Source organism: Ignatzschineria sp. RMDPL8A, assembly GCF_029815055.1.
In the GTDB taxonomy this organism is placed as follows: Bacteria; Pseudomonadota; Gammaproteobacteria; order Cardiobacteriales; family Wohlfahrtiimonadaceae; genus CALZBJ01.
On the sequence record NZ_JAPPWA010000002.1, the window covers coordinates 235,660 to 257,633 of the forward strand.

Here is a 21,974-nt window from a genome sequence, read left to right on the forward strand (position 1 = left end):
GAGGCAATCATGAGAGAGCAAACAGAGGATTTTCCTTCTACATTACGTCCGATGTGGGGTTTTCTGCGCACCGTTCAGGTGTTTTGCATTGTGCTCTCTCTGTCACTGCTTTCGCCTCTTTTTGCCGAAGAAATTTTGGAGTATCACCTCGATGTGGAAATCTTAGCGGATGGCACCATTGAGGGGACGGAGCGCATCTTAATCATCGTCGATCATCAAGCGGTTCGTTTGGGGATCTATCGGGATTATGAGACGGCGTATTACCCAAATCATAAGCGGATTGAGACGCCGTATCAGATTATCTCGGTGACCCGCGATGGCGCGCCTGAGCACTATTGGACGGAGGAGGTTAGTAAGGATACGATGCGCCTTTTAACCGGTGCTGAGCAGAATCTCGCCGCCAATTATCTCCCAAAAGGCGTTGCGCAATATGAGATTAAGTGGCGCAGTGAGAATCATATTCGCTCTTTTAAGGAGTACGATGAGCTCTATTACAATGTGACGGGCAATGGTTGGAAATTCCCTATAAATCAGGTGAGTGCGCGGGTGACGTTACCTGCGGGCGCTTCGATTATTCAAGCAGCGAGCTATTATGGCAAGATGGGGAGTACGCTCCGCGGGGTTGAGGTGTCGCGGAGTGATAACACGATCGAATTTAGAGCAGCGCGGGCATTAAATAGCGGTGAGGGATTAACCATTGCCGTTGGGTTTACTCCGGATGTTGTGGAAAAGCAAGGTTTTGTCGCAGGGCCGATCGATCACTTTAATAATGGAATTTTGGAGCGCCTTCCCACGATTTTTAGCTCAACGAGTATTCCGTTTTTAGTCTCAGCAAGCGTGCTCTTTCTCTTTTATTTAGGCGTCTGGTTTTTTGTGGCGCGGGGCAAAACGTCTCATGCGATTGGGATTCAATATTATCCGCCTGCGGAGCTCTCTGTCGGTGATGTGATGGCGCTGGCTCATAGGCGTGTGATTGAGCCTATGCGGGTGATTAATGTTACGCTGATTGATCTTGCGGTGCGGGGGTATGTGATCTTCGATACAAAGGGGATTCGCCGGAATTTTCGTGGGCTCTCTGATTTGCCGGCAGATGAGGATGAAAAACATCTCTTGATGAAGCTCTTTGGTTGGCGGAAATCGTTGAGTGACTATGCTCATGCTAAAATTTTATTTAAAACGCCGCCACTTCAGGCCTATCTTGCCCTGACCCAGCATACTGAAGCGTTGCAAGCTCGGCGCAAAAAACACATTACTAATCACAATGGCTGGCTGACGATTGGAATTTTGATTGCGCTTGCGATTCTCTATTGTTATCCCAAATCGCCCGGCGAGAATCTAGCGACGGCCATTATGGTCTTTATCTTGGGGTTTGTTGCGCTCTTTGTCTATATTTATACGATGGGCGAGGGCAAGGATTGGAGGCTGGGGGACCAGCTTTTCCATTGGATCTTTGCGCTGTTCTTCTTTCCCCCTTTTTTACTGATGGTGCCTTTTTTAGTGGGGAGTTTAGAGATAACGCCGGCAGTGTTTGGCTTTGCGATCGCGGGCCTTCTGAATGTCGCTGTTTTTATTCTGTTTGCCTATCTCTTTGAAAGACCCAAGGAGCCCTCCGTTCTCTTGGTTCAACAGGTGCAAGCACTGCGCGAAAAAATGGAGATTACCGATAAGGCACGTTATCAAATTTTGCCGCCCGAAGAATTTGAATATTTGCTTCCCTATGCCATTATTTTCGGCATTGATCAGGGCTGGGTAAGCAACTTTATGGATGCCAATCGTGGCTACCAGCCAAAGTGGTATCGAGAGCGCCAATTTAATGCACATTCTTATCGTGCCTCATTGAATCAAACGAGTGGCTTTGCACAACCGAGCGGTTTATCAGGCTCATCATTTGGTGGAAGTTCGCGCAGTAGCTCAGGAAGTGGCGGCGGGGGCAGTTCTGGAGGAGGATCCGGCGGCGGGGGTGGCGGAGGCCGGTAATTAAAAAATTGAAAAATTAAAACGATTAAAAAAGGGAGCAAGATCTCGATCTTACTCCCTCTATTTTTGCTTTTTATTGGTTATCGATCGAATGATTAACCTTTTAGGCTGACCGCTTTTTCATGGAGACGTTCGATGGCATCGAGCGATGAGGTCACCGCGCCTTCAAGCCAGCCGGAGATGTAGGAAACGTGTTCACCGGCGAGGACGATGCGCCCATCCATTTCAGCGAGCGTTTTGTAATGAGTTTCTCGCAAGGCATCATTCCACGAGGTGTAGCCCCCTTGAATCCAAGGCACTTTATCCCATGCGGTGGAATAGCCGGTATCATACTCATCAAGCGCTTGCGGGTGAATGTGTCCCATATATTTGAGCGTCTCTTTAACGCGGGCATCGGGCGCAAGTTTGGTGTATTCCACGCCATTCGGTCCTGCGATATAGCCATTGAGTAAAATCCCTTTGCCACGGCTTAAAATTTCATCCGTTGCGGAAGGATAGGCAATGTGCGAAATGGGGAAATCGGTTAAGGTCATGCCGCCATAGATCGCTTCATCCTCCTCCCAGAATCGGCGGTTATATTGTGCGCCGACTTTCACCACAGAGGCGTACGGAATGGTGTCGATGGCCTGTTTGAGTCCATCATTTACCGAGATATTAAGGGTGCGTAAAATGGGGAGCGGAATGGTGCAGAGACAAAAATCCGCTGATTCAGTTTGAACCGTATCGCCATTTTTTTGATCGCGATAGGTGACGGTAACACCAGTATCGGATTGATCAATCTCGGTCACCACCGCGTTATATTGAATTGTCCCTTCGAGCGCTTTGCCAAAGGCTTTTCCGATCATCTCCATCCCACCTTTTGGTTCAAACATCGTTTGTTGGAAGGTATGTTGGAAATGATAACTCATGCGTTGCCACGCATTGGCATCGAGAAGATCTTTAAGTTCAAGCGGGGTTGAAAGCTCGGGCGCACCGGTTAATCCGCCGCCTAACGGTTTACTAAATCCACGACGGGGAGAACCGCTCGCTGCGGTGTAACGAAATTCATTGTCGAGTCCGCCAAAGGCACGGAGCTCTTCAAGAAGACGCTCTTGATCCTCTTTGGTAACCGTTTCATCGAGCGCGGTTTGATGGATCGATTTTGAGAGCAGTTCCGCAATATGGCCATTAAAATCACTAAAGAGTTCGCGGAAGCGTTTAGGCTCGCCGCCAAAGGCATTTTGCGCGTGGAGATAGCTATTAAAGTTGATCTGTACAAAAGGATCGAGCTTAATGCCGAGCTCCTGACAGTAGTGAAGTACGTTGCGGTGATGATAAGGAATGCGCCATGGACCGACGTTGAAATAGAGCCCCGGATCGAAATGACACTCTTGGGTAACGCCATCGGTATCGGTATAGCGATCGCCTCCGTAAACCGAGTGGGCTCGTCCTCCTGCGCGGGATTGATATTCTAAAATTTTAACCTTGTAGCCAGCTTTTTTAAGCTCATAAGCGGCTACCATGCCGGCAATGCCTGCGCCCAAGATAATGACTGAGGCATCTTTTGGTGCGGGCCCGAGTTTGGGTGGGGTTAGGCGGGGGGATTCAGCGGCAAAACCAAGACCGCCCATCGCTTGATACATCACGGATGCTCCGGCGGTATATCCGATCATTCTAAGTAGATCGCGGCGAGTTACATTCGTCATAAACAACCTCCTAATATATTATTATACATATAATCAAGAGGTTAACATGTAAATGAGAATTGTTAAACTTGTTTTGCGTAAAAGCTGGCCAAAATTAGGGGGGTAAGAGAGCGGCACAGGGTTTAGAGCCGCTGTGCCGCTTGGGGTAAGAGAGGGATTTCCGCTACTAAATCCGCTTCTCTCGAGGTTCGTTCTCGCGCTTACCAATCTGCCAATAGGAGCAGGCAAAAAGATCACGAGCTTCCCACGCATGGTCGTTGCGCAGGTGGTCTCGAATGGCTCGAACGGTTGCATACTCAGCGGTCACGTGGACAAAACGACTATCAGTGAGGTGTAGAGGTTTTGCCAAAGTTATGGCGCGCTCGCTAAGTGTACTGCCTTGGTCGGGAGTTGGATTATGCACCCACTCCAGCGTTAAATTGGCCCGGGTTGAAAAGTGTTCAGGCACTTCATCGCTCTTATCTAAAATTTCCGCAATCACCGAGACATTCGCCGTTTCGGGCAGCGTTTCTAAAATGGCTGAAACGACGGGAATTCCGGTCATATCGGTGACAAAGAGATAATTATCTACCTCAGGGCGAAGCTCACGATGATTGAGTTTCATCGCCACACCAATTTCAGAACCGATCGGGGCATTCATCGCCCAATCACAGGCAATGCTATCGCCTTCATGTACAGCAAAATCCATGGTGAGAAGTCCTTTTTCAAGGTCGATCAAGCGATGCGTATAGGTGCGCACCGTCGGGCGATTGGCTTCATTGTCCATCTCCCAGAGGCGCGTCTCTTCATTAAAAATCGGCATTTCAACCGTAGTGTGGCCTTTAGGCGGGATGAAAATCTTATTATTAACGCCCAAGGGCACTTCTTGGTAAGGGGCAATATCATCGCCTTGTAAGGTGATGCGAAGAAAGTTCGGGCTGAGATATTCCTTCTCAACAACGCGAATAACGGTTCGATGAATATTACTCATAACGAGAGTCCTCCATTAAAAATTCAACCATTATATTGCTGCATATTGCTATTAAATGCAAATGATAATTACTATTGTTTACATTTTGACGCTTCTCTAGGCATTGCATAAATCGATCTGAAAAAGTTCGCTATAATGCCTCTTTAATCACTATAAAAAAGAGACGGAAAGAGGATGTCCGCAGTTGTTTTATTGCCAGGATTATTAAATGATGCACGCTTATGGCAGCATCAAAGCGTGTACTTTGCCGATGAGCGCGAGGTGATTGTGCCGGATTTGACGCAAAGTGAATCGATTCATGAAATGGCGGAAAAAGTGCTCGATGAGACGCGTGGGAGAATCGCGCTTGCGGGGTTGTCGATGGGGGGATATGTCGCCCTTGAGATCATTAAGATGGCGCCGGATCGCGTTTGCCGGTTGGCGCTATTTGATACCTCCGCGCGCCTTGATTCCCCCGAGCGTCGCGCCGAACGGATTAGCTCGCTGAAATTGGCGGAAGAGGGCAAGTTTTTAGGCGTGAGCCGGAAGTTATTACCGCGGATTATTCATGAAAAATGGGTTGATACCGAAGCTGGAGAGACGGTGATTGCCATGGGGAAAACGCTCGGGAAAGCCGTATTTATTCGTCAGCAACAAGCGATTTTAGCGCGCCGTAGTCAAGCGCCTTTTCTACGTGATATTGCTGTGCCGACACTGGTTGCAATTGGCGATTCAGATAAAGTAACGCCAATTGAAGAATCGGTATTGATGGCGCGAGAGATTCCGCAATCAGCGCTTCACATTATCGAAACCGCCGGGCATTTACCGCCGCTTGAACAGCCAGATGCCACTAATCATCTCCTAAAACAGTGGCTTATGTGGCAGTGAACGTGATAGAATCAAGGGATTAAATATTGGTGTGAGAGGCTGAAAAGTTTTGTAAAAACAATAATTTGCTTGATGAAAGAGCGCTTTTTGGACTATCATGGAGGAGTCGATATATCTCTAATAAAAACGGTTCGATCACGATCAAGGAGTCTCACAGATGAATAAGTGGCGACATTGGATTTTTTGGTTGCTTCCACTCCTCATATTTTCCCCAGTTATTGCTCAGCAAGTGACCCTTGGCAATCCTCCTAAAACGGCGTCTCCACGAGGTGAGGCCGTTATTTCTGAGCCCACTTTAACGGCGCTTTTCAATAAAGTGCAGACAATCATCAATGCCGATTATAATATTCGTGAACATATCTCTGAACTGCGTCGCGCTCGCGATTGTCCTGTGGTGATCGGGGATTTAAATGGGGATTCTCACCTTGATGTGGTGTTGCCGTTTCGGTATCAGATGAAGGAGGATGAGTTTGTCTCGCATCTTTACGCCATTTTTATTAATCGTGGCGATAATCGCTTTGATTTCCGCGGATTTTCAGCTCGTTTTATGCTCGAATATGATGAGGTAGCACCGCCGTTTTTAATTACACTAAAAGAGATTAAAGATGGCGTACTATACGGTACGGAGCGTCGTGGTGATAAGACGTTGGAAGAGCGGTATTTTTATCAAGCACACTCGTATTTTTACCCAATCCAAGCAGAATATCGTCGTGTTGAGGAGAGAATTTTAGAAAATCTCCGTGGGAAAAATCTCTATGTCGCCTATCAGGGTGTGCCTTACCGAGATTTAGTGAAGCTCTTTGGTGAGCCCACCTCGATTAAAAAGCACAATGAACAGCTCTTGGTCACCTTTGATAAAGATAAAATATTTCGCAGTTATTATGTAGAACTTAACGATGAAAGCCCGCTTGAGGTCTACTTTTTAGGCTCAATTCCGAAAGGCACCCACTTCTTTTTACCGCGCCTTGTGATGACCGATCGCACCCTTGAAGATGAGTTTGTGGTGCACGCTGATACCGATCCGCGCTTTAGCTATTCGAAAGAGGTGATTGGTGATGAGACCTTTTATTATGTCAATCAAGCGTCGACCTATGTCTTTAAAGATAAAGTCCTTGTGCGCTATATGCGGATGGATGAGGCATTAAGTTCTTGGTGGACAGAATAATTTGGCGCATTGCAATCTGCGTAAATTTTAAAATAAAAAGAAGCCCAATCCGGCCGGTACGATGAGATGCTTGGCTGATTGGGCTTTTGGTTGGCTTTAGATATTATTGCGGTCTCTAATTAAGATGTTAATTAAGAGATCTCATTAAAATACGCACCATAATTTCTAACTACATTCACAAGGAGCTGTACCCCGTGCATAAGCGCTGTTTCATCCACGCCAAATTTGGGGTGATGGTGCGGATAATCAAATCCTTCAGCTTCATTGCGTGACCCGATAAAGACAAAGGTTGACGGCACAATATGGGAAAAGGCGCTAAAGTCCTCTCCGCCGAGCATGCATTTATCGGCAATCACCGTGGTGTTTTCAAATTGCTCTCCAAGCGTACGCACAAAGGCGGTTTTCTCAGGATTATTATCGGTAACGCCGTAGCCGAACACGTAATTAATCTCGCAAGTTGCCCCATAATCTTCACAGGTGGAATGAGTCATTTTCGTGATGGAATCGTAAAATAATTGGCGCATCGCTTCACTTGATGAGCGCACACTGCCACCTAAATAACAGGTATCGGGAATGACGTTTAGCGCATCCGGCGAGCCCGATTGAAACACGGTATTACTAATAACGCCCGCTTCGTGCGGCGCAATTTGGCGTGAGACAATTGTTTGGAATTTCTGCACAATTTGGCTACCGATCACAATGGGATCGATGGAGTTTTCCGGTTGTGACGAATGCCCTCCTTTCCCTTGAATTTTAATGTCATAAATATCGGTATTCGAGCTTGCAGGACCATCTTTAATATCGAGCGTTCCGGTGGGAAGGGATGACCAAAGGTGTTGCCCGTAGATAAAATCAAGTTCGTTGAAAAGGCCGGTCGCTACCATCTCTTGCGCACCGCCGGGGAGGAGTTCTTCCGCATGTTGGAAGATCGCCCAAATCTCGCCTTCAAGCTCGTCGAAATGGTCATTAAAATAGTGGCACGCGGTCATCAGCATCGCGGTATGCCCATCATGGCCACAGGCATGCATCACGCCCTCATTTTTTGAATGAAACGCGAGATCTTGACGATCTTCCTGAATGGCGAGCGCATCCATATCGGCGCGAAGCCCAATTTTAGGTCCTGGTTTCCCGGTGACAAATTTAACTAAAACGCTCGTGCCCGCAGGGCGAATAATCTCGACATGCTCGAGTTTTTCCATCTCATCGACCACAAATTGGCTCGTTTTAAATTCTTGGAATGAGAGCTCAGGATGGGCGTGAAGATGACGGCGATACTCAAGCACGCGGCTTGAATATTGGCTTAAGTCGGTTTGAGAAATAATGTTCATGAGTGAGTTCCTCGTAATTATAGTTATGGCGACTCGACTTAATCATCGAGTGTATCACGATCGGGGCGGGAATCCATACGAATTCTACCGACGATCTTAGAGATAGATGGGGCCACCGGGACCGCTCGGAATGCCGAGCCAGTACCAGAAAAGGACAAAGAGCGTCCACACAATGCCAAGGGCGATAGTGTAGGGAAAAAGGCTTGCCATCAGGGTGCCGAGCCCGATATTTTTATCGTATCGACGCGCGAAGGAGAGAAGTAGCGGCAGATACGCGAGCATCGGCGTAATCGGATTGGTGATGGAATCGCCGACGCGATAGAGCATCTGGGTAAAGGCGGGGTGATAGCCAAGCATCATAAACATCGGCACAAAAATTGGCGCAAGCAGAGCCCATTTTGCGGATGCACTTCCCATAAAAATATTGACAATACTGGTGAGAAGTATAAAACCTAAAATCAGCACCACGCCATGTTGCCCCTCAAGAAGTTCCGCCCCTTTAATCGCGATCACGGCGCCTAAATTACTCCAGTTAAAAAAGGCGATCATCTGTGCGGAGAAGAAGACAATGACGATAAACGCCCCCATTCCACACATGGCATCATTCATCATCGCAACGATCTCTTTGGAGCTTTTTACCTTTTTCGCCACCACCGCATAGACAATGCCGGGGATAAAAAAGAGCATGGTAATAATCATCGAGATTCCATCAATGAGCGGGCCATCGATAAGTCCGTGGGTGTCGGGATTGCGTAAAAAGCTTGATTCAGGCAATGCCATAATCGTGATCGATAGTACAATGAATACAACTGTGCGATTGGCCCATTTGAGCCCGCGCTGCTCATTAAAAGAGAGTGTGTCCATCGCCGTTTCATTGTCAGCATGAGAGATCTGCGTTTCATCATAATGGCCAAGGCGGGGAATGGTGATTTTATAGGTCACCAGAAGAATCACGCCGAGGAGTAAAAACATTGAGGCGCTCATAAAATACCAGTTCATCGCGATATTGACTTTGATGTCAGAACCCATCATCAAAAGCGCCGATTCAGTAAACGCAAGCGAAAGTGCGTCGGACATACCGATTAAAACGTTCGCGGCAAAGGCGCCAAGTGCCGCGGCATAAGCCATCACAAGCCCGGCAATCGGGTGATATCCCAAGCGTAAAAAGACCATCGCAGCAATGGGCGGCACTACAATTTGAGAGGCATCGCCCGCAATCGTCCCAAGCATCGCCACCAAAATAATCACCGGCATAATCACCTTAAGCGGCGCGCGTTGAACGGCTGAGACCATCAGAGCTTTAAAGTAACCGCTATGCTCTGCAATGCCGATTCCGAGCATCACCACAAGCACAATGCCAAGTGCGGGGAAGCTGGTGAAATTGTGTGTTGCTTCTGCAAAAATCCGCACGATCCCATTGATGGTAAGCAGGTTCACCACTTCAATCGTTTCGCCAGAAATAGGATTTTCCACCGCCGTTCCAATGAGCGAAAAAAGGGTCGAGGCGAGCAGAATCATGACGCAAAGCGCCATAAACATAATGACTGGGTCGGGGAGTTTGTTGCCCCAATGCTCCACTTTATCGAGAAAGCGGGTAAAAATCGATGCGCGAGCCAGCGGCACTTGCGTCGTAGGAGAGAGCATTTTCATCGTATTTCATCCATATCAAACTAAATAAATGGGATCATCGCGACGTCGTGAGGGTTTTTATCGGTTTTTCTGTCGACAAAATTCGAAGATGATGGTTTAGAATGGGGAAACTTCAATATTTTGTCAATAATTTTACCGATCTTTAATCGAAAAAAGGAGCCACTTTCATTGCTTTAATGGTTTTATTAGCGATTTAAATTGATGAAATTTAATGGTTTTTAGATGAAATATGAGATTGATGTGGCTTAGTTGTGCGAGTGCTCATCCACCGTTATCCAGAGTTATTCACATTTCCTGTGGATAACTTTGGGGATTGCGCTGGGATGGAAAGGGTGCGTGATTTTTTATGATTATTAGAAAAGAGAAAACCCCTCCGAAGAGGGGTCGTCTAAATCGATTAACGCAAGGTTAATCAGAGAGGAGAGAGAAACTTTGGATTAGGCATCAGCCTTAGTTTTGGCCGTTTCGGTAGTCTCGGTAGTTTTGACGGGGTTATCGCTACGAGATGCCCAAAAGGTGGCTAAAATTGGGCCGGAAATATTGTGCCAAAAGCTAAAGATCGCGCTCGGAACAGCGGTCACCGGATCAAGGGCAAAGTGGGTTTTTGCAAGTGCCGCGCCAAGACCGGAGTTTTGCATACCCACTTCAATGGAGACCGCTTTACTATCGGCAAAATTGAGTTTAAAGAGGCGAGCTACGCCAAAGCCTAAGAGATATCCAAGGCCGTTATGCAGTACAACAACACCAAAAATTAAGAGCCCGGATTCGATGATCGATTGTTTGCTACCGCTGACAACCGCCGCGACAATTAATACGATGGAAAAGACTGATACAAGGGGCAGCACTTCGGTCGCTTTAGCGATCGAGGATTTGAAAATCATGCGTAACATAACGCCGATCGCAATGGGGAAGAGCACCATTTTGATCACCGAGATAAACATCGCGCTCATCGAGACCTCGAGCCATTCGCTAGCAAGAAGATAGAAGACAACTGGAGTTAAAATTGGCGCTAAGAGCGTTGACACAGAGGTACAGGCAACGGAAAGCGCCGTGTTACCGCGAGCAAGATAGGTCATTACGTTCGATGCGGTTCCCCCAGGACAAGCGCCGACTAAAATCACGCCCACCGCGATCGCAGGCGGTAGTGCAAAGAGTTTTGCAAGCGCGTATGCGATGAGTGGCATAATCACAAATTGCGAGACAACCCCAATAATCACCGCTAAAGGATGACGAATAATTTCACGAAAATCGCCGAGAGTTAAGGTCATGCCCATGCCGAGCATCACGATACCAAGTAACCACGGAATGTACTGGCCGATCAGCGTAAATGACGAGGGGGATAGAAAAGCGAGGGCCGCAAAGAGCAGTACCCAGAGCGCAAAAGTTTTGCCCACAAATTGGCTTAAACGAATGAGCGCATTCATTGTGATGTAAGTCTCCTGAGGTGATATTGAATCGGCTTGTATTGTTATTCTCGAAAGCCGTTAAAGCGGGTAGTCTGCGATGGTTATCGCGACACCGTTATTGAGAGTAGCATAAATTTTGCCGGTGAAAACAGCGAAATCGCTTAGAATTTTTTAATGCTAACTATGGATAGATTCTATTGAGAATCTCTGTGGATATTTATCTTTCTTTACATTGGGCGTAAAAAAGCGATGCTAAAATTTCCCGTTTAATCGGGGTATTCCGTTGCATCGCTCTGGGTAGAATTAGCCTAAAAAGGTAACGTAAATGCCATTATTTTAAGCGTTTTTCGTAATTTTGTTTTACGCGACGATTAACAAATCGGTTCAATCCTTCGCCGATTTCCGCTAGGCGAATCATCTCTTCGACGTCGTCTTTACCGGGTTTTTCGTAACTATAGAGATATTCTGCGCCATTGCTATATTGAATCACAATGCCATCGTCCTGCACGTCATACGCTGAAACGCCCGAATATCCCACAAGATTTAAATAAGGTGTCATAGTTGCTCCTCTTTTAAGATTAAGTGTGTCGGAATCAATTAACGTTTCTTTAATATCACTATAGCACTTACGCGAGATTAGTAAATTGATTAATGAGGGTAGTTTCTTGAAATAAACATTTTAACGATCACGCAATAATTACCTCTGCATGACTGATTCCGCTCTTATCTTTGGTGATTTCGATCCGTGCGGGGAGGGCTTCTTTGAGCTCTTCGACGTGGGAAATAACGCCAATCATGCGCCCTGATTTTTGCAGATCAATCAAGACGTCGATCGCCTGCTCGAGGGATTCAGCATCAAGTGAGCCAAAGCCTTCATCGATGAAGAGGGTGTCGATCGAGATGCCCCCTTTAAAACTTTGAATCACATCACTCATCCCAAGAGAGAGGCAGAGCGAGGCTTTAAATTTCTCACCGCCGGACATGGTTTTTACATCGCGATTTTGCCCGGTGTAGGCGTCATAAACATCAAGATCGAGCCCGCTTTGACGGCCGTGTGAGGCTTGCGTATCGCTCCGAACAAATTCAAATTGGCCATTACTCATCTCACGGAACCGAAGATTTGCCGCTTCAATCACCCGTTCTAAATAATCGATCAAAATATAGCGTTCAAACGAGAGTTTGAGCGAGTTTTGTCCTCGTAGAAGATTAAAAAGGTGCTCAATGCGAGTAAAATCCGCCTCCGCTTGTTGAATGGCGCTGGCATTTTTATCGATTTTTTCTTGCATCGATTGGATCTGTTTTAATATCGACTCGGTACGGGTTTTGGTTTCGATCGCCTTTTCATAACGGGTAAATAGCAGCGTCGCGCTTTCGGTGAGAGCGGTTAAATCCGCAGGAGATTTCTCATGGGTGAGCGCCGTTAATTCAGCAATGCGATTCGTTAAAAAGGTGCGCGATTCTTCATAAGTGCGAAGTTCGGCTTCCCAGTTGTTTAAGTTCTCATCGGAGGTTTGCGCCTTTTCAAATGCCGTCAAATCGGTAAAGCCTGCCGTACGAAGTGCCGTTTCAAACTGCTCAAGAGCGAGGGCAGTGTCTTCCTCTGCTGTTTTAAGTTGCATCTCGAGGGAATTAATTTCTGCCCCAAGCGTTGCGAGCTGAGTTTCGGCCTTGCGGTGCTCGATTTCTGCCGTTTCAAGCGCGCGTTGTAATGTTTGCAGCGCTTTTTGCTCTCTCTCCAATGCCGTTTTAAAGGCGGAGATATCTTGCAGATGTTCCGGAATGGCGCGACTCATTTCAGTCAGGCGGGCTTCCAGCCGAGAAAGCGCGGTTTGCGTCTCATGGAGAACGGTTTCTCGCGTCTGTTTTTGCGCCTCAATCTTGGTCAGTTGCGTGCGTTTTTTTGTGAGGTTTAATTGCACTTGATCGTGGCGCGTGCGTTTTTCATGTAGGGTTTTAAGATCAGTTTCAATCGTGATGAGATGGTTTTCGAGCGTTTCCAGCGGAATCGATACCTTTAGCGTTTTGAGTTGTTCGGTAATTTCAGCGAGGGATTGGCGCACGTGATTAAGACTGCTCACCAATCGGCTCTCTTTTTGGGTCGCCTGTTGGAGCGTTAGATCGAGGGACTGAAACTCAGATTCACTCATAATGGGTGCACGTTCAAAGAGATCGGGCTGGCGCTTTTCGTGGGTTTTACTTCCGCAAACAGGGCAAGGCTCACCTTCTTCCAAATTCTCAGCGAGACGCTCTGCGTGATTTTCAAGCAGGAGTTTAAATGCCTGATCGCGCTCAGTTTGGGTGCGATTGAGAGTCTCGCGCGCGGATTCAAGTTCGGTTTGAAGCTTACTCTCTTCACGGCGTGCCGATGCTTCTTTTTGTCGATACAGAATGGCGCTTTGAGTGGTGTGGCGCGCCTCAAGCAGCGAGGATTCCCCAAGGAGCACTCGGCTTAAGGTTTCCTGTTCATCCGTTAAGGTGGCAAGCGTTTTTTGGAGGTCGGTAAGCGCTTTTGTATCGTTCTCTAAAGCTGACTTTTCATGAGTCTCTTTCGTTTTTAATGCAGAAAGCTCGGTTTTAAGCGTCGCCAGTGTCTCGACATTTTTTTGCTGGGATTCGAGCTGATGAATCGTTTTTTGCAATGTTTCACGTGTATCATTGCGTGATTTTTCAGCAGTGAGGGCGGTTTCAGCCTTATTAAAACGCTCGTTTGCTTGCTGATGTTCTTGCACTTTCGTCTGCAACGTTCCGTTAAGCGCTTTGAGCGATTTCTCATTTTTGAGCACAGTATTTCGTAGTGGAATGAGAGGCATTGCTTTCCGCGCAGATTTGATCGATTGGGCAAGGGCATTAAAATGGGGCGCTTTTGCGTTTAGCGCGGTGAGATTATTTTGCTTTTCGGTTAATTCAGTAAAATATAGATTGAGGGTTTTTGCTTGATTGAGCGTTTCGCTCGCCTCATCGTACTCTTTTTTGAGCGCAATGAGGGCTCCGCTGAGCGCCGTTAATTCCCCAGTATAATGGGATTTTTCCGCTTTTAATCCGCTGAGCGCTTGTTCAAAATTGATGGTTTCCTCGTGCAGTCTCTCAAAAAAAGGCGTTTCACGGGCGGGCAGGGTTTTAATCTCATGAATGAGCGCCGAGCGTTCACGATTTAAAAGTTCGAAGGATTGATGTTCCGCATCGCGTTTGGCTCTAAGAATTTGGAGCTGTTCACTATAGAGATGCGTGTTGAAGATTTTCTGTAAGATCGCCTCGCGATTTTCAGTATCGGAGGTTAAAAATTTACGGAATTCCCCCTGCGGTAGCATTACCAGCTGGCTAAATTGATCGTGATTAAAGCCGATAATTGCTTCAATTGCCTCACGGACTTCGCGGGCTTGCTGTTTTTCCGCCGCTTCCACTTCAGCGCCATCATCAAGGATCTGGAAGAATTCGATTTTCCCAGGGGTTTCTGATTTATTGCCCGGCTTTTGATAGGGGAGCTGGCGTAAAATGCGGTAGCGCTTTCCTTTACTGGTGAAGATGAGCTCGACTGTGCTTGGGGTATCGCTTTCGGCAAAGTGTGAGCGCAGTGCACGAATATCGCTTCGATCAGACCCACTTGCAACGCCGTAAAGCGCGTAACAGAGCGCATCGAAAATGGTGGTTTTCCCCGATCCGGTGCGCCCAGAAATCACAAACAGATTGTGAGGAAGCAGTGCGTCAAAATTGATGGTTTCGGCGGTTTTATAGGGGCCGAAAGCGGTCATGGTTAATTGATGGGGTCTCATGCGTTTGGCTCCTTCGCGCGGTGTAGGGTCTCTTCAAAGAGAGCTTGTGTTGCCTCGTCGGGATGCTCCGTTTCGAGCAGTTCATAAAAGGCTTTAAACAGCTCAAGATCGTTCTGCTCGCGGGTTTCAAGTAGGCGCGCTTTAATCTCATCGGGCGTTCGAATCAATCCGCTATCTCGGCGAAGATGGAGTGCATTTGGGAAAACGGTGCGAACCTGCTCCATCGGCTGAATAATGGCGGTTTTATCTAGCAGCGTCACAAAGGCGTAATCCTCTGAATAGGGCATTTTTAATAGATCGCTCAAGGTGGCCTTTACCTCGATCACATCTCGGCGGGGTGTGAGCGGAATTTTCGTGGTGGTGAGCGTACCTTTCTCGTCGATCTCAATCATCAAAAAGCCTTTTTTATGTGGAATTTCAGAGCCGGAATATTTAAGCGGAGAGCCTGAGTATTGAATGCGTTCATCTTTCACAATTTGCGCCTGATGGAGATGGCCAAGCGCGGTGTAATGGAAGGGCGCGAAATGATCCGCTTGAATAAATTCAGTGCCTCCAATGGCAAGCGGACGTTCTGATTCACTTGTATTAATCGGCGTTGAGCTGTGAGTAATAAAGGCGTGGGCAATGGCGATATGGCGGGCGTTTTGATCGAAATCGTCGGTGATGTTATCGATCAGATATTTCATCGCATCGTCATGACTTTTAATGGAATCATCTTTTACGCGCGTGCGAAGTTGCGAGGGCTCGATATAAGGAATCGGGTGAAAATGCACCTCGCCAAATGCGTCGCTGAGCACAATCGGTTCTAGCGGGAATTTGAGCTCGCCCACCATATGGAGGCCCTCATTTTTCATAAAGGCACTGCCAAAATCGATCCGCGTACTACTATCATGATTCCCACTAATCGCAATGACCGGGGTGTTTAGCTCCAAAATAATGGTGTTGAGCGTTTCGTTAAAGAGGGTGATGGCGTCACTTGGCGGAATGGCACGGTCGTAAATATCGCCGGCAATAATGACGACATCGGGCTTTTCGCGCCGAATATGTTCAATAAATTCCTGCAAAATAACGCGCTGATCATCGGTCATATAGACGCCGTGAACGAGCTTTCCTAAATGCCAATCGGCGGTGTGAAAGAGTTTCAAATTAGGTTCCACCTTGTTGAAAATAAGATCGATTCGATCCATTTAGTGTAACGAACCTTGCGGGGGAATTAAATGGGCGCGCTTTTTTTGATGAAAAATAGAAAAGAATTTACATTGTGAGTGGTAAAATAATGATCATAAACGGTCAATTCTCGATCAAATCTGGGTTGAAAAAGGAGGCTATGATGAAGGAATATACCCGCGGACGGATTGTCCTCTCTTACTATTTTCAATTCCCCCTTATGGGGCTTGTGTTGCTCGCGCTCTATATTGTGGTGACGGCGATGCTTTCGGAGAATCCATTTCTCTATGAACTTCGCGTTTTCCGCACGGTGCCGATGCTCATTGGCTCGCTCTTTGTGCTGATTCCGCTCGCGCTGTTGATCGGATTTTGGGTCGGCAGCGATTACGATGGCAATAATCTCAATGCGCTTATAAAACCGAGCCTTTGGAAGGCGGCGGTGGTGACGGCGATCTACAGCGGAATTTTATTAACGCTTAATTTTATTTTCCGCGCGGAAGGTTCCTATTTATGGGTGATTCTCTGCACCGGCTTTGCCACGGTACTCGGCACACTCTTTTCGGGATTGATCATTAAAAATATTGCCCGCAAAGGGGTAAAGGAATTGAGCCGTGAGTTCTAATAAAGGTGAAGAATTGATTGAAGCGATCGATCTGGATGATCGTAACGAGATTCTCGACGATTTAATCGCGCTTTGGGAGCGTTCCGTTCGGGCAAGCCACACCTTTTTAACGGAGCGTAATATTGCTGAGATTAAGCCCCAAGTCGCGCCCGCGATCATCGGGATTAGCCAATTTTTGATGATTCGTGAAGCAGGTGAAATCGTGGCATTTATGGGCGTTGAAGAGGATTCCATTGAGATGCTCTTTATCGATCCTGTGGCGTGGAAAAAGGGCTATGGGCGGGCGTTAATTCAATATGCCATTGATACGCTTGACGCCGTTTATGTGGATGTTAATGAGGATAATCACGGCGCGCGGGCTTTTTATGAGGCGTTAGGCTTTGCGATGTTTGATTATTCGGAGACCGATGGTGCCGGCAATCCATTTCCGATCCTGCATCTTAAATATTCTTGAGCGTAAAGAATGTAAATTTCGTGCTCGTTTTATGTATTAACCATCTGCGGCTTTGCCACATCGCCCACATTATTGCTACTTTTTATGGGCGCAACCGACTCTGAATTTCGCGCATCAGTGCAAGAGATCGGCAATGAAGCGCAAGAGCTTCGTGAATTAATGGAAGGCAACACCGGCGCAGCACTCGATCAATTTAATTTTATGATTGATTTTGATGCAGCGTATGAGACTATCGGATAATTGAGGATTAACTGGCTCTATTTCATAGAGTTATGGGTGATAAAAGATCGCAAATGAGCGGTCTTTTTTTATGCTATTTGAATTATATTTTCCCTATGTTCTTGTTTTGTAGTTTTAGATGGGCTATAGATATTTTAAGCGTTAAGTTTACGTTTCTAATTTTTTGGACTTAACGTGATTATTTATTTGAACCAATAAAATTTAGGAGTAAATTTATTATGTCTAATCAGAGCTGGAGTTTTGATACCCTTCAAGTCCACGCAGGACAAACCGTTGATAACGATACTAAATCAAGAGCGGTTCCAATCTACCAAACCACAAGTTATGTTTTTGATGATTCCCAGCACGGTGCGGACCTTTTCAGTCTCGCAAAACCGGGGAATATCTATACCCGTTTAATGAATCCCACTACTGATGTGTTAGAAAAACGCATGGCAGCGCTCGAAGGGGGCGTTGGTGCACTCTGTACCAGTTCTGGAATGGCGGCGATTTTATACTCGATCCAAAATTTGGCCGTGCCCGGTGATGAAATTATCACATTGAGCACCGTTTATGGCGGGACCTACACGCTCTTTAACGATCGTTTAGAATCACAATATGGCATTAAAGCGCATTTTGTTGAGCCCGAAGATTTTGCCGGATTAGAAGCGGCGATTAATGAAAAAACCCGCGCAATCTACTTCGAAAGTATCGGGAATCCAGACATCAACATTCCCCATATTGAAAAAATCGTTGAAATTGCGAAAAAACACAATGTTCCCACCGTGGTTGATAACACCTTTGGAACGCCTTACCTCATTCAATTGAAAGAGTATGGGGTGAACTTTATTGTCCATTCATTGACGAAATATTTAGGCGGACACGGCACCTCCATTGGCGGAGTGATTGTGGATCTTGGCACCTATGATTTCAAAGACAATCCTCGTTTCCCGCAATACAATACGCCCGATTCTGCCTATCACGGGCTGAAATATGCGGATTTAGGGGAAGCGGCTTATATTTTACGAGCGCGGGTGACTTTTCTACGAGATTCAGGCGCAGTCATCAGTCCCTTTAACTCATTTTTAATTTTGCTTGGCATTGAAACGCTTAGCCTTCGGGTTGAGCGCATGACTCAAAGTGCGTTTAAAATTGCGGAGCACTTAGCGAATCATCCGGCGGTAGCATGGGTGAAACATCCGGCGCTTCCCGGAAGTGAGTATAAAGCGCGTCAAGAGAAATATTTCCCGAAAGGGGTGGGTGCAATTTTCACCTTTGGTGTGAAAGGCGGGCGCGAAGCGAGCATTAAATTTATCGATAATTTAGAGATTTTCTCACTGCTTGCAAACGTTGCTGATGCGAAGAGCTTGGTGATTCACCCAGCCGGAACCACGCACTCACAGCTCGATGAAGAGGGCCTTAAAAAAGCGGGCGTTCTTCCTGAGTTAGTGCGTCTTTCTGTGGGGCTTGAAGATGCGGACGATCTGATCGCCGATATCGATCAAGCACTCGAAAAAGCGCAACAATAAATTACACGCTGTTACAAAAAAAGCGCTGGATCGTTAGGGTTCAGCGCTTTTCTCATCTTATAATCTATCTAATAATAGATTGTTAAAAAGGCTATCCTGCCGTTTTATAGTGTTTTATATATAGAGTGCGCGAAAGTCCGATGAGATTAAGATGAAAGGAACGAAACGTATGCCAGTAAAAATTCCCAACGCATTGCCTGCGTCTACCATTTTAAAAAATGAAAATATCTTCGTGATGGATGAATCCCGCGCGGAGATGCAAGATATTCGCCCGTTAAAAATTGCGATTTTAAATTTGATGCCCCTCAAAGAAGTGACGGAAACCCAGCTTTTACGGGTGCTTGGAAATACGCCACTGCAAGTGGAGCCGGTCTTTTTAACAACGGAAAGCTATCAATCCAAAAATACTGATAAAGAGTATCTCGATGCATTTTACCGAACCTTTGATGAGGTGGAAGGGCAATCCTTTGACGGTTTTATCATTACCGGTGCGCCGGTGGAAACGATGCCTTTTGAAGAGGTGGTCTATTGGAAAGAGCTGACGCGGATTATGGAGTGGGCCGATAAAAATGTCTTCTCGACGCTCTATATCTGCTGGGGCGCGCAAGCGGGGCTCTATCACCGCTATGGGATTCCTAAGTATGAATTAAGTGAGAAACGCTTTGGTGTCTATCCGCATTATGTGCTCGAAAATAATATTAAAATTTTGCGAGGATTTGATGATCTCTTCTTTGCGCCGCATAGCCGGCACACTGAGGTGCGCCGTGAGGACATTGAACGCCATGAGGATTTGATGATTTTAGCCGAATCACCGGAAGCGGGCGTGCACATTGTGGCCAATCGCGATCTGCGTCATGTCTATGTGATGGGGCATGGGGAATATGATATCGATACGCTCGAGCGTGAATATAAGCGCGATATTGATAAAGGTATGTTGATCGATCCGCCAAAAAACTACTATCCTAATGATGATCCGACACGGGGGCCGCTCGTGACGTGGCGCTCCCATGGAAATCTTCTGTTTGCGAATTGGCTCAATTATTGCGTATACCAGGAGACACCTTACGAGTTGGAGCGTATTGTGACGAAAAATCGATAAACTGATGTGAATCCAAACACGACTGATAGAGAGTAGAAGAGAATTCATTGATGAGACAAGCAAAATGGTGGTCGGCAGTGGGCGCGGCCTTGGTTTTAGCAGGATGTAATACAACGTCTGGACCGATTAATTATGCGGCGCCGGTAAAACAGGCGGAGGTTAAGCCTCTGTTGCAAGAGATGCAGCGCATGAGCCGGATTAATCAGGCGTGGATCACCGAATTGTTAGCGGCGTGCGAAACGGAAAAACTTGCTTGCTCGATGGTATCTGACAAAAAACATACCTTATCGACGCTCGGGGGGCGCACCTATGACCATTTACGTCAAAGTGAAATGATCGGTCTTGATCCTGCGCTTTACTATATAGATAGTGTTGAAGCAATTTTAGCCGATAAAGAGGCCAATATTTATCGCGCCGATTCGTTGTTGCTGATGGGGCTTTTAGCGTACATTCGTGACGTGGTTGAAGGGCGGCCAGAGCTTAAAAAGCTCGATGACCTCTGGTTATTAGATGGCGAAAAGGCGCGTCCGGTTGCAACAGCCCTTGAATTTATTCGTTCAGGCGGTGATGAAGCGGTATTAACGGCTCTTGAACCAACTTATCCGGAATACCAATTTCTTAAAACGGGATTAAAACATTACTTAGAGATGAGCGATGATTCCCGCGGGAAACCGATCACACGTCTTTCTGAGGGGAATGTTCTGCGTAAAGGACAGCAGTCGGCGGCGGTGGTGACTCTGCGGAAACGATTAGCGGAAACGGGCTATCTTGCGGAATCTCAAACCACCTCGAGCCATTATGATGATGCGCTCTATAAAGTGGTGCAACAATTTCAGCGCGATCACCAATTAGAGCCCGATGGTATCGTTGGCGGGCAAACCACTCGCGAACTCAATCTCTCGGTGGATGATCGCATTGAAAAGATTAAGGTGAATTTAGAGCGCTGGCGCTGGATGCCTCGTTCGATGGGGGATCACTATATTGTCGTGGATATCCCTGGATTTGAATATTATGTGGTGAAAGAGGGCGAGGTGACGCTTCGCGCAAAAACGGTAGTGGGGAAAGATCTTCGCCCGACGCCGGTCTTTTCATCGGATATGAATCATATTGTCTTTAGTCCTTATTGGCATGTGCCGCGCTCGATGGCGGTAAAAGATCAGTTGCCCCGCCTTAAAAACGATCCGAACATTGTGATGAATCGTAATATTCGCGTGTTTGACTCAAAAGGAAAAGAGGTGGATCCGCGCAGTGTCGATTGGAGTCAATACAATCAGCGCAACTTCCCCTATAGCCTTCGTCAAGATCCGGGGCGTAATAACGCATTGGGGCAGGTGAAATTTATGTTTCCCAATAGCCATGCGATCTATCTACACGATACGCCGCAGAAATATCTCTTTGAGCGTGAGTCGAGAATGTTTAGCTCCGGCTGTATTCGAATTGAAAACCCCACGGAGCTCGCGGTTTACTTCTTAGAAGAGCAGGGCTGGGATGAAAATCGTGTGCAAAAAGCGTACGAAAGAGGGCGTGAAACAACGGTTAAGCTCCCGAATGATAAAAAAATCCCTGTTTTTACGCTTTACATGACGACAAAGGCAAAAAAAGATGGTACTATTCTTTTCCGTCCTGATATCTATAAGCGGGACGGTAGCATTATTGCAGCGTCAAAGCGGCTTACTTTAGAAGCAAAACAACGGATTAATTAATAATAAATTAAGAGTTGAATATAAAGTAAGCAAACACAAAAAACATGTTTGACAATTCTTTGGCTGAATGTATAATGTGAATCCTTTGGTGGAGTGGCCGAGTGGTTAAAGGCAACAGACTGTAAATCTGTCCTCTATGAGTTCGAAGGTTCGAATCCTTCCTCCACCACCATTCATGCAAATGAGCGCGGGTGTAGTTCAATGGTAGAATCTCAGCCTTCCAAGCTGATTGTGTGGGTTCGATTCCCATCACCCGCTCCAAATTCGCTCATATAGCTCAGTTGGTAGAGCGCATCCTTGGTAAGGATGAGGTCACCAGTTCGATTCCGGTTATGAGCACCATTTACTTCCAGTCGTCATTAA

The 21,974-nt window shown here is 46.7% G+C and carries 17 protein-coding genes and 3 tRNA genes; 12 read left to right on the forward strand and 8 right to left on the reverse strand.

Annotated features, from left to right (window positions below; translation table 11 throughout):
- The first annotated feature begins 9 nt into the window (after window positions 1-9).
- Window positions 10-1,977 (forward strand): DUF2207 domain-containing protein, encoded by a 1,968-nt coding sequence (locus tag OXI21_RS02575; protein WP_279617999.1) that lies wholly within the window; start codon window positions 10-12, stop codon window positions 1,975-1,977.
- A 95-nt stretch (window positions 1,978-2,072) separates the two neighbouring features.
- Here the strand turns inward: OXI21_RS02575 and OXI21_RS02580 are convergent, their stop codons facing one another.
- A complete protein-coding gene (locus tag OXI21_RS02580; RefSeq protein ID WP_279618000.1) occupies window positions 2,073-3,662 on the reverse strand; it encodes a flavin monoamine oxidase family protein in 1,590 nt (529 codons plus the stop codon).
- 166 nt (window positions 3,663-3,828) lie between these two features.
- Entirely contained in the window at window positions 3,829-4,632 is an 804-nt protein-coding gene (locus OXI21_RS02585; protein ID WP_279618001.1) for a siderophore-interacting protein, read from the reverse strand.
- A gap of 174 nt (window positions 4,633-4,806) precedes the next feature.
- Between OXI21_RS02585 and OXI21_RS02590 the strand changes: the two genes are divergently transcribed.
- The gene (locus tag OXI21_RS02590; protein ID WP_279618002.1) at window positions 4,807-5,499 is read left to right on the forward strand and encodes an alpha/beta hydrolase; all 693 of its coding nucleotides are present in this window, start codon (window positions 4,807-4,809) and stop codon (window positions 5,497-5,499) included.
- Window positions 5,500-5,656: 157 nt separating this feature from the next.
- Entirely contained in the window at window positions 5,657-6,664 is a 1,008-nt protein-coding gene (locus OXI21_RS02595) for a hypothetical protein (RefSeq protein WP_279618003.1), read from the forward strand.
- Between the two features lie 131 nt (window positions 6,665-6,795).
- Here the strand turns inward: OXI21_RS02595 and OXI21_RS02600 are convergent, their stop codons facing one another.
- From OXI21_RS02600 to OXI21_RS02625, 6 genes are all read right to left on the reverse strand, one after another.
- On the reverse strand, window positions 6,796-7,992 hold the full coding sequence (locus OXI21_RS02600) for an amidohydrolase (RefSeq protein ID WP_279618004.1): 1,197 nt from the start codon (window positions 7,990-7,992) through the stop codon (window positions 6,796-6,798).
- 96 nt (window positions 7,993-8,088) lie between these two features.
- Window positions 8,089-9,642, reverse strand: coding sequence for an AbgT family transporter (locus tag OXI21_RS02605; RefSeq protein ID WP_279618005.1), 1,554 nt, complete (start codon window positions 9,640-9,642; stop codon window positions 8,089-8,091).
- 437 nt (window positions 9,643-10,079) lie between these two features.
- Window positions 10,080-11,066, reverse strand: coding sequence for a bile acid:sodium symporter family protein (locus OXI21_RS02610; RefSeq protein ID WP_279618006.1), 987 nt, complete (start codon window positions 11,064-11,066; stop codon window positions 10,080-10,082).
- 313 nt (window positions 11,067-11,379) lie between these two features.
- Window positions 11,380-11,607 (reverse strand): hypothetical protein, encoded by a 228-nt coding sequence (locus OXI21_RS02615; protein ID WP_279618007.1) that lies wholly within the window; start codon window positions 11,605-11,607, stop codon window positions 11,380-11,382.
- Window positions 11,608-11,734: 127 nt separating this feature from the next.
- Complete coding sequence (locus tag OXI21_RS02620; protein ID WP_279618008.1) at window positions 11,735-14,818, reverse strand: AAA family ATPase; 3,084 nt, start codon at window positions 14,816-14,818, stop codon at window positions 11,735-11,737.
- Window positions 14,815-16,005 carry an exonuclease SbcCD subunit D gene (locus tag OXI21_RS02625; RefSeq protein ID WP_279618009.1) on the reverse strand — a complete coding sequence of 397 codons (1,191 nt, stop codon included), beginning with the start codon at window positions 16,003-16,005 and terminating at the stop codon, window positions 14,815-14,817. Before OXI21_RS02625 ends, OXI21_RS02620 begins: the two co-directional genes overlap by 4 nt.
- Before the next feature lie 140 nt (window positions 16,006-16,145).
- Here OXI21_RS02625 and OXI21_RS02630 point away from each other — a divergent pair, with 140 nt between their 5' ends.
- The 9 genes from OXI21_RS02630 (at window position 16,146) to OXI21_RS02670 (ending at window position 21,953) form a co-directional block, all read left to right on the forward strand.
- Window positions 16,146-16,607, forward strand: coding sequence for a hypothetical protein (locus tag OXI21_RS02630; protein WP_279618010.1), 462 nt, complete (start codon window positions 16,146-16,148; stop codon window positions 16,605-16,607).
- Window positions 16,597-17,061 carry a GNAT family N-acetyltransferase gene (locus OXI21_RS02635; RefSeq protein WP_279618011.1) on the forward strand — a complete coding sequence of 155 codons (465 nt, stop codon included), beginning with the start codon at window positions 16,597-16,599 and terminating at the stop codon, window positions 17,059-17,061. The genes OXI21_RS02630 and OXI21_RS02635 overlap by 11 nt, the downstream gene beginning before the upstream one ends.
- Before the next feature lie 84 nt (window positions 17,062-17,145).
- Complete coding sequence (locus tag OXI21_RS02640; RefSeq protein WP_279618012.1) at window positions 17,146-17,301, forward strand: hypothetical protein; 156 nt, start codon at window positions 17,146-17,148, stop codon at window positions 17,299-17,301.
- A gap of 218 nt (window positions 17,302-17,519) precedes the next feature.
- Window positions 17,520-18,809: an O-acetylhomoserine aminocarboxypropyltransferase/cysteine synthase gene (locus OXI21_RS02645; RefSeq protein WP_279618013.1), complete on the forward strand. Its 1,290-nt coding sequence runs from the start codon at window positions 17,520-17,522 to the stop codon at window positions 18,807-18,809.
- 169 nt (window positions 18,810-18,978) lie between these two features.
- Window positions 18,979-19,908: a homoserine O-succinyltransferase gene (gene metA, locus OXI21_RS02650; protein ID WP_347815501.1), complete on the forward strand. Its 930-nt coding sequence runs from the start codon at window positions 18,979-18,981 to the stop codon at window positions 19,906-19,908.
- A gap of 50 nt (window positions 19,909-19,958) precedes the next feature.
- The gene (locus OXI21_RS02655) at window positions 19,959-21,611 is read left to right on the forward strand and encodes a L,D-transpeptidase family protein (RefSeq protein ID WP_279618015.1); all 1,653 of its coding nucleotides are present in this window, start codon (window positions 19,959-19,961) and stop codon (window positions 21,609-21,611) included.
- An 87-nt stretch (window positions 21,612-21,698) separates the two neighbouring features.
- Window positions 21,699-21,783, forward strand: a tRNA-Tyr gene (locus OXI21_RS02660).
- A gap of 15 nt (window positions 21,784-21,798) precedes the next feature.
- Window positions 21,799-21,872 (forward strand) — tRNA-Gly (locus OXI21_RS02665).
- Between the two features lie 5 nt (window positions 21,873-21,877).
- Window positions 21,878-21,953, forward strand: a tRNA-Thr gene (locus OXI21_RS02670).
- The last annotated feature ends 21 nt before the right edge of the window (window positions 21,954-21,974 follow it).

Excerpts from the sequence above, each read along its gene's own strand:
- OXI21_RS02620 (WP_279618008.1), bottom strand. The coding sequence starts at position 14,818 with ATGAGACCCCATCAATTAACCATGACCGCTTTCGGCCCCTATAAAACC.
- OXI21_RS02600 (WP_279618004.1), bottom strand. The coding sequence starts at position 7,992 with ATGAACATTATTTCTCAAACCGACTTAAGCCAATATTCAAGCCGCGTG.
- OXI21_RS02630 (WP_279618010.1), top strand. The coding sequence starts at position 16,146 with ATGATGAAGGAATATACCCGCGGACGGATTGTCCTCTCTTACTATTTT.
- OXI21_RS02645 (WP_279618013.1), top strand. The coding sequence starts at position 17,520 with ATGTCTAATCAGAGCTGGAGTTTTGATACCCTTCAAGTCCACGCAGGA.
- OXI21_RS02655 (WP_279618015.1), top strand. The coding sequence starts at position 19,959 with ATGAGACAAGCAAAATGGTGGTCGGCAGTGGGCGCGGCCTTGGTTTTA.
- metA (WP_347815501.1), top strand. The coding sequence starts at position 18,979 with ATGCCAGTAAAAATTCCCAACGCATTGCCTGCGTCTACCATTTTAAAA.
- OXI21_RS02640 (WP_279618012.1), top strand. The coding sequence starts at position 17,146 with ATGGGCGCAACCGACTCTGAATTTCGCGCATCAGTGCAAGAGATCGGC.
- OXI21_RS02625 (WP_279618009.1), bottom strand. The coding sequence starts at position 16,005 with ATGGATCGAATCGATCTTATTTTCAACAAGGTGGAACCTAATTTGAAA.
- OXI21_RS02580 (WP_279618000.1), bottom strand. The coding sequence starts at position 3,662 with ATGACGAATGTAACTCGCCGCGATCTACTTAGAATGATCGGATATACC.
- OXI21_RS02610 (WP_279618006.1), bottom strand. The coding sequence starts at position 11,066 with ATGAATGCGCTCATTCGTTTAAGCCAATTTGTGGGCAAAACTTTTGCG.
- OXI21_RS02595 (WP_279618003.1), top strand. The coding sequence starts at position 5,657 with ATGAATAAGTGGCGACATTGGATTTTTTGGTTGCTTCCACTCCTCATA.
- OXI21_RS02585 (WP_279618001.1), bottom strand. The coding sequence starts at position 4,632 with ATGAGTAATATTCATCGAACCGTTATTCGCGTTGTTGAGAAGGAATAT.
- OXI21_RS02615 (WP_279618007.1), bottom strand. The coding sequence starts at position 11,607 with ATGACACCTTATTTAAATCTTGTGGGATATTCGGGCGTTTCAGCGTAT.
- OXI21_RS02605 (WP_279618005.1), bottom strand. The coding sequence starts at position 9,642 with ATGAAAATGCTCTCTCCTACGACGCAAGTGCCGCTGGCTCGCGCATCG.
- OXI21_RS02575 (WP_279617999.1), top strand. The coding sequence starts at position 10 with ATGAGAGAGCAAACAGAGGATTTTCCTTCTACATTACGTCCGATGTGG.
- OXI21_RS02590 (WP_279618002.1), top strand. The coding sequence starts at position 4,807 with ATGTCCGCAGTTGTTTTATTGCCAGGATTATTAAATGATGCACGCTTA.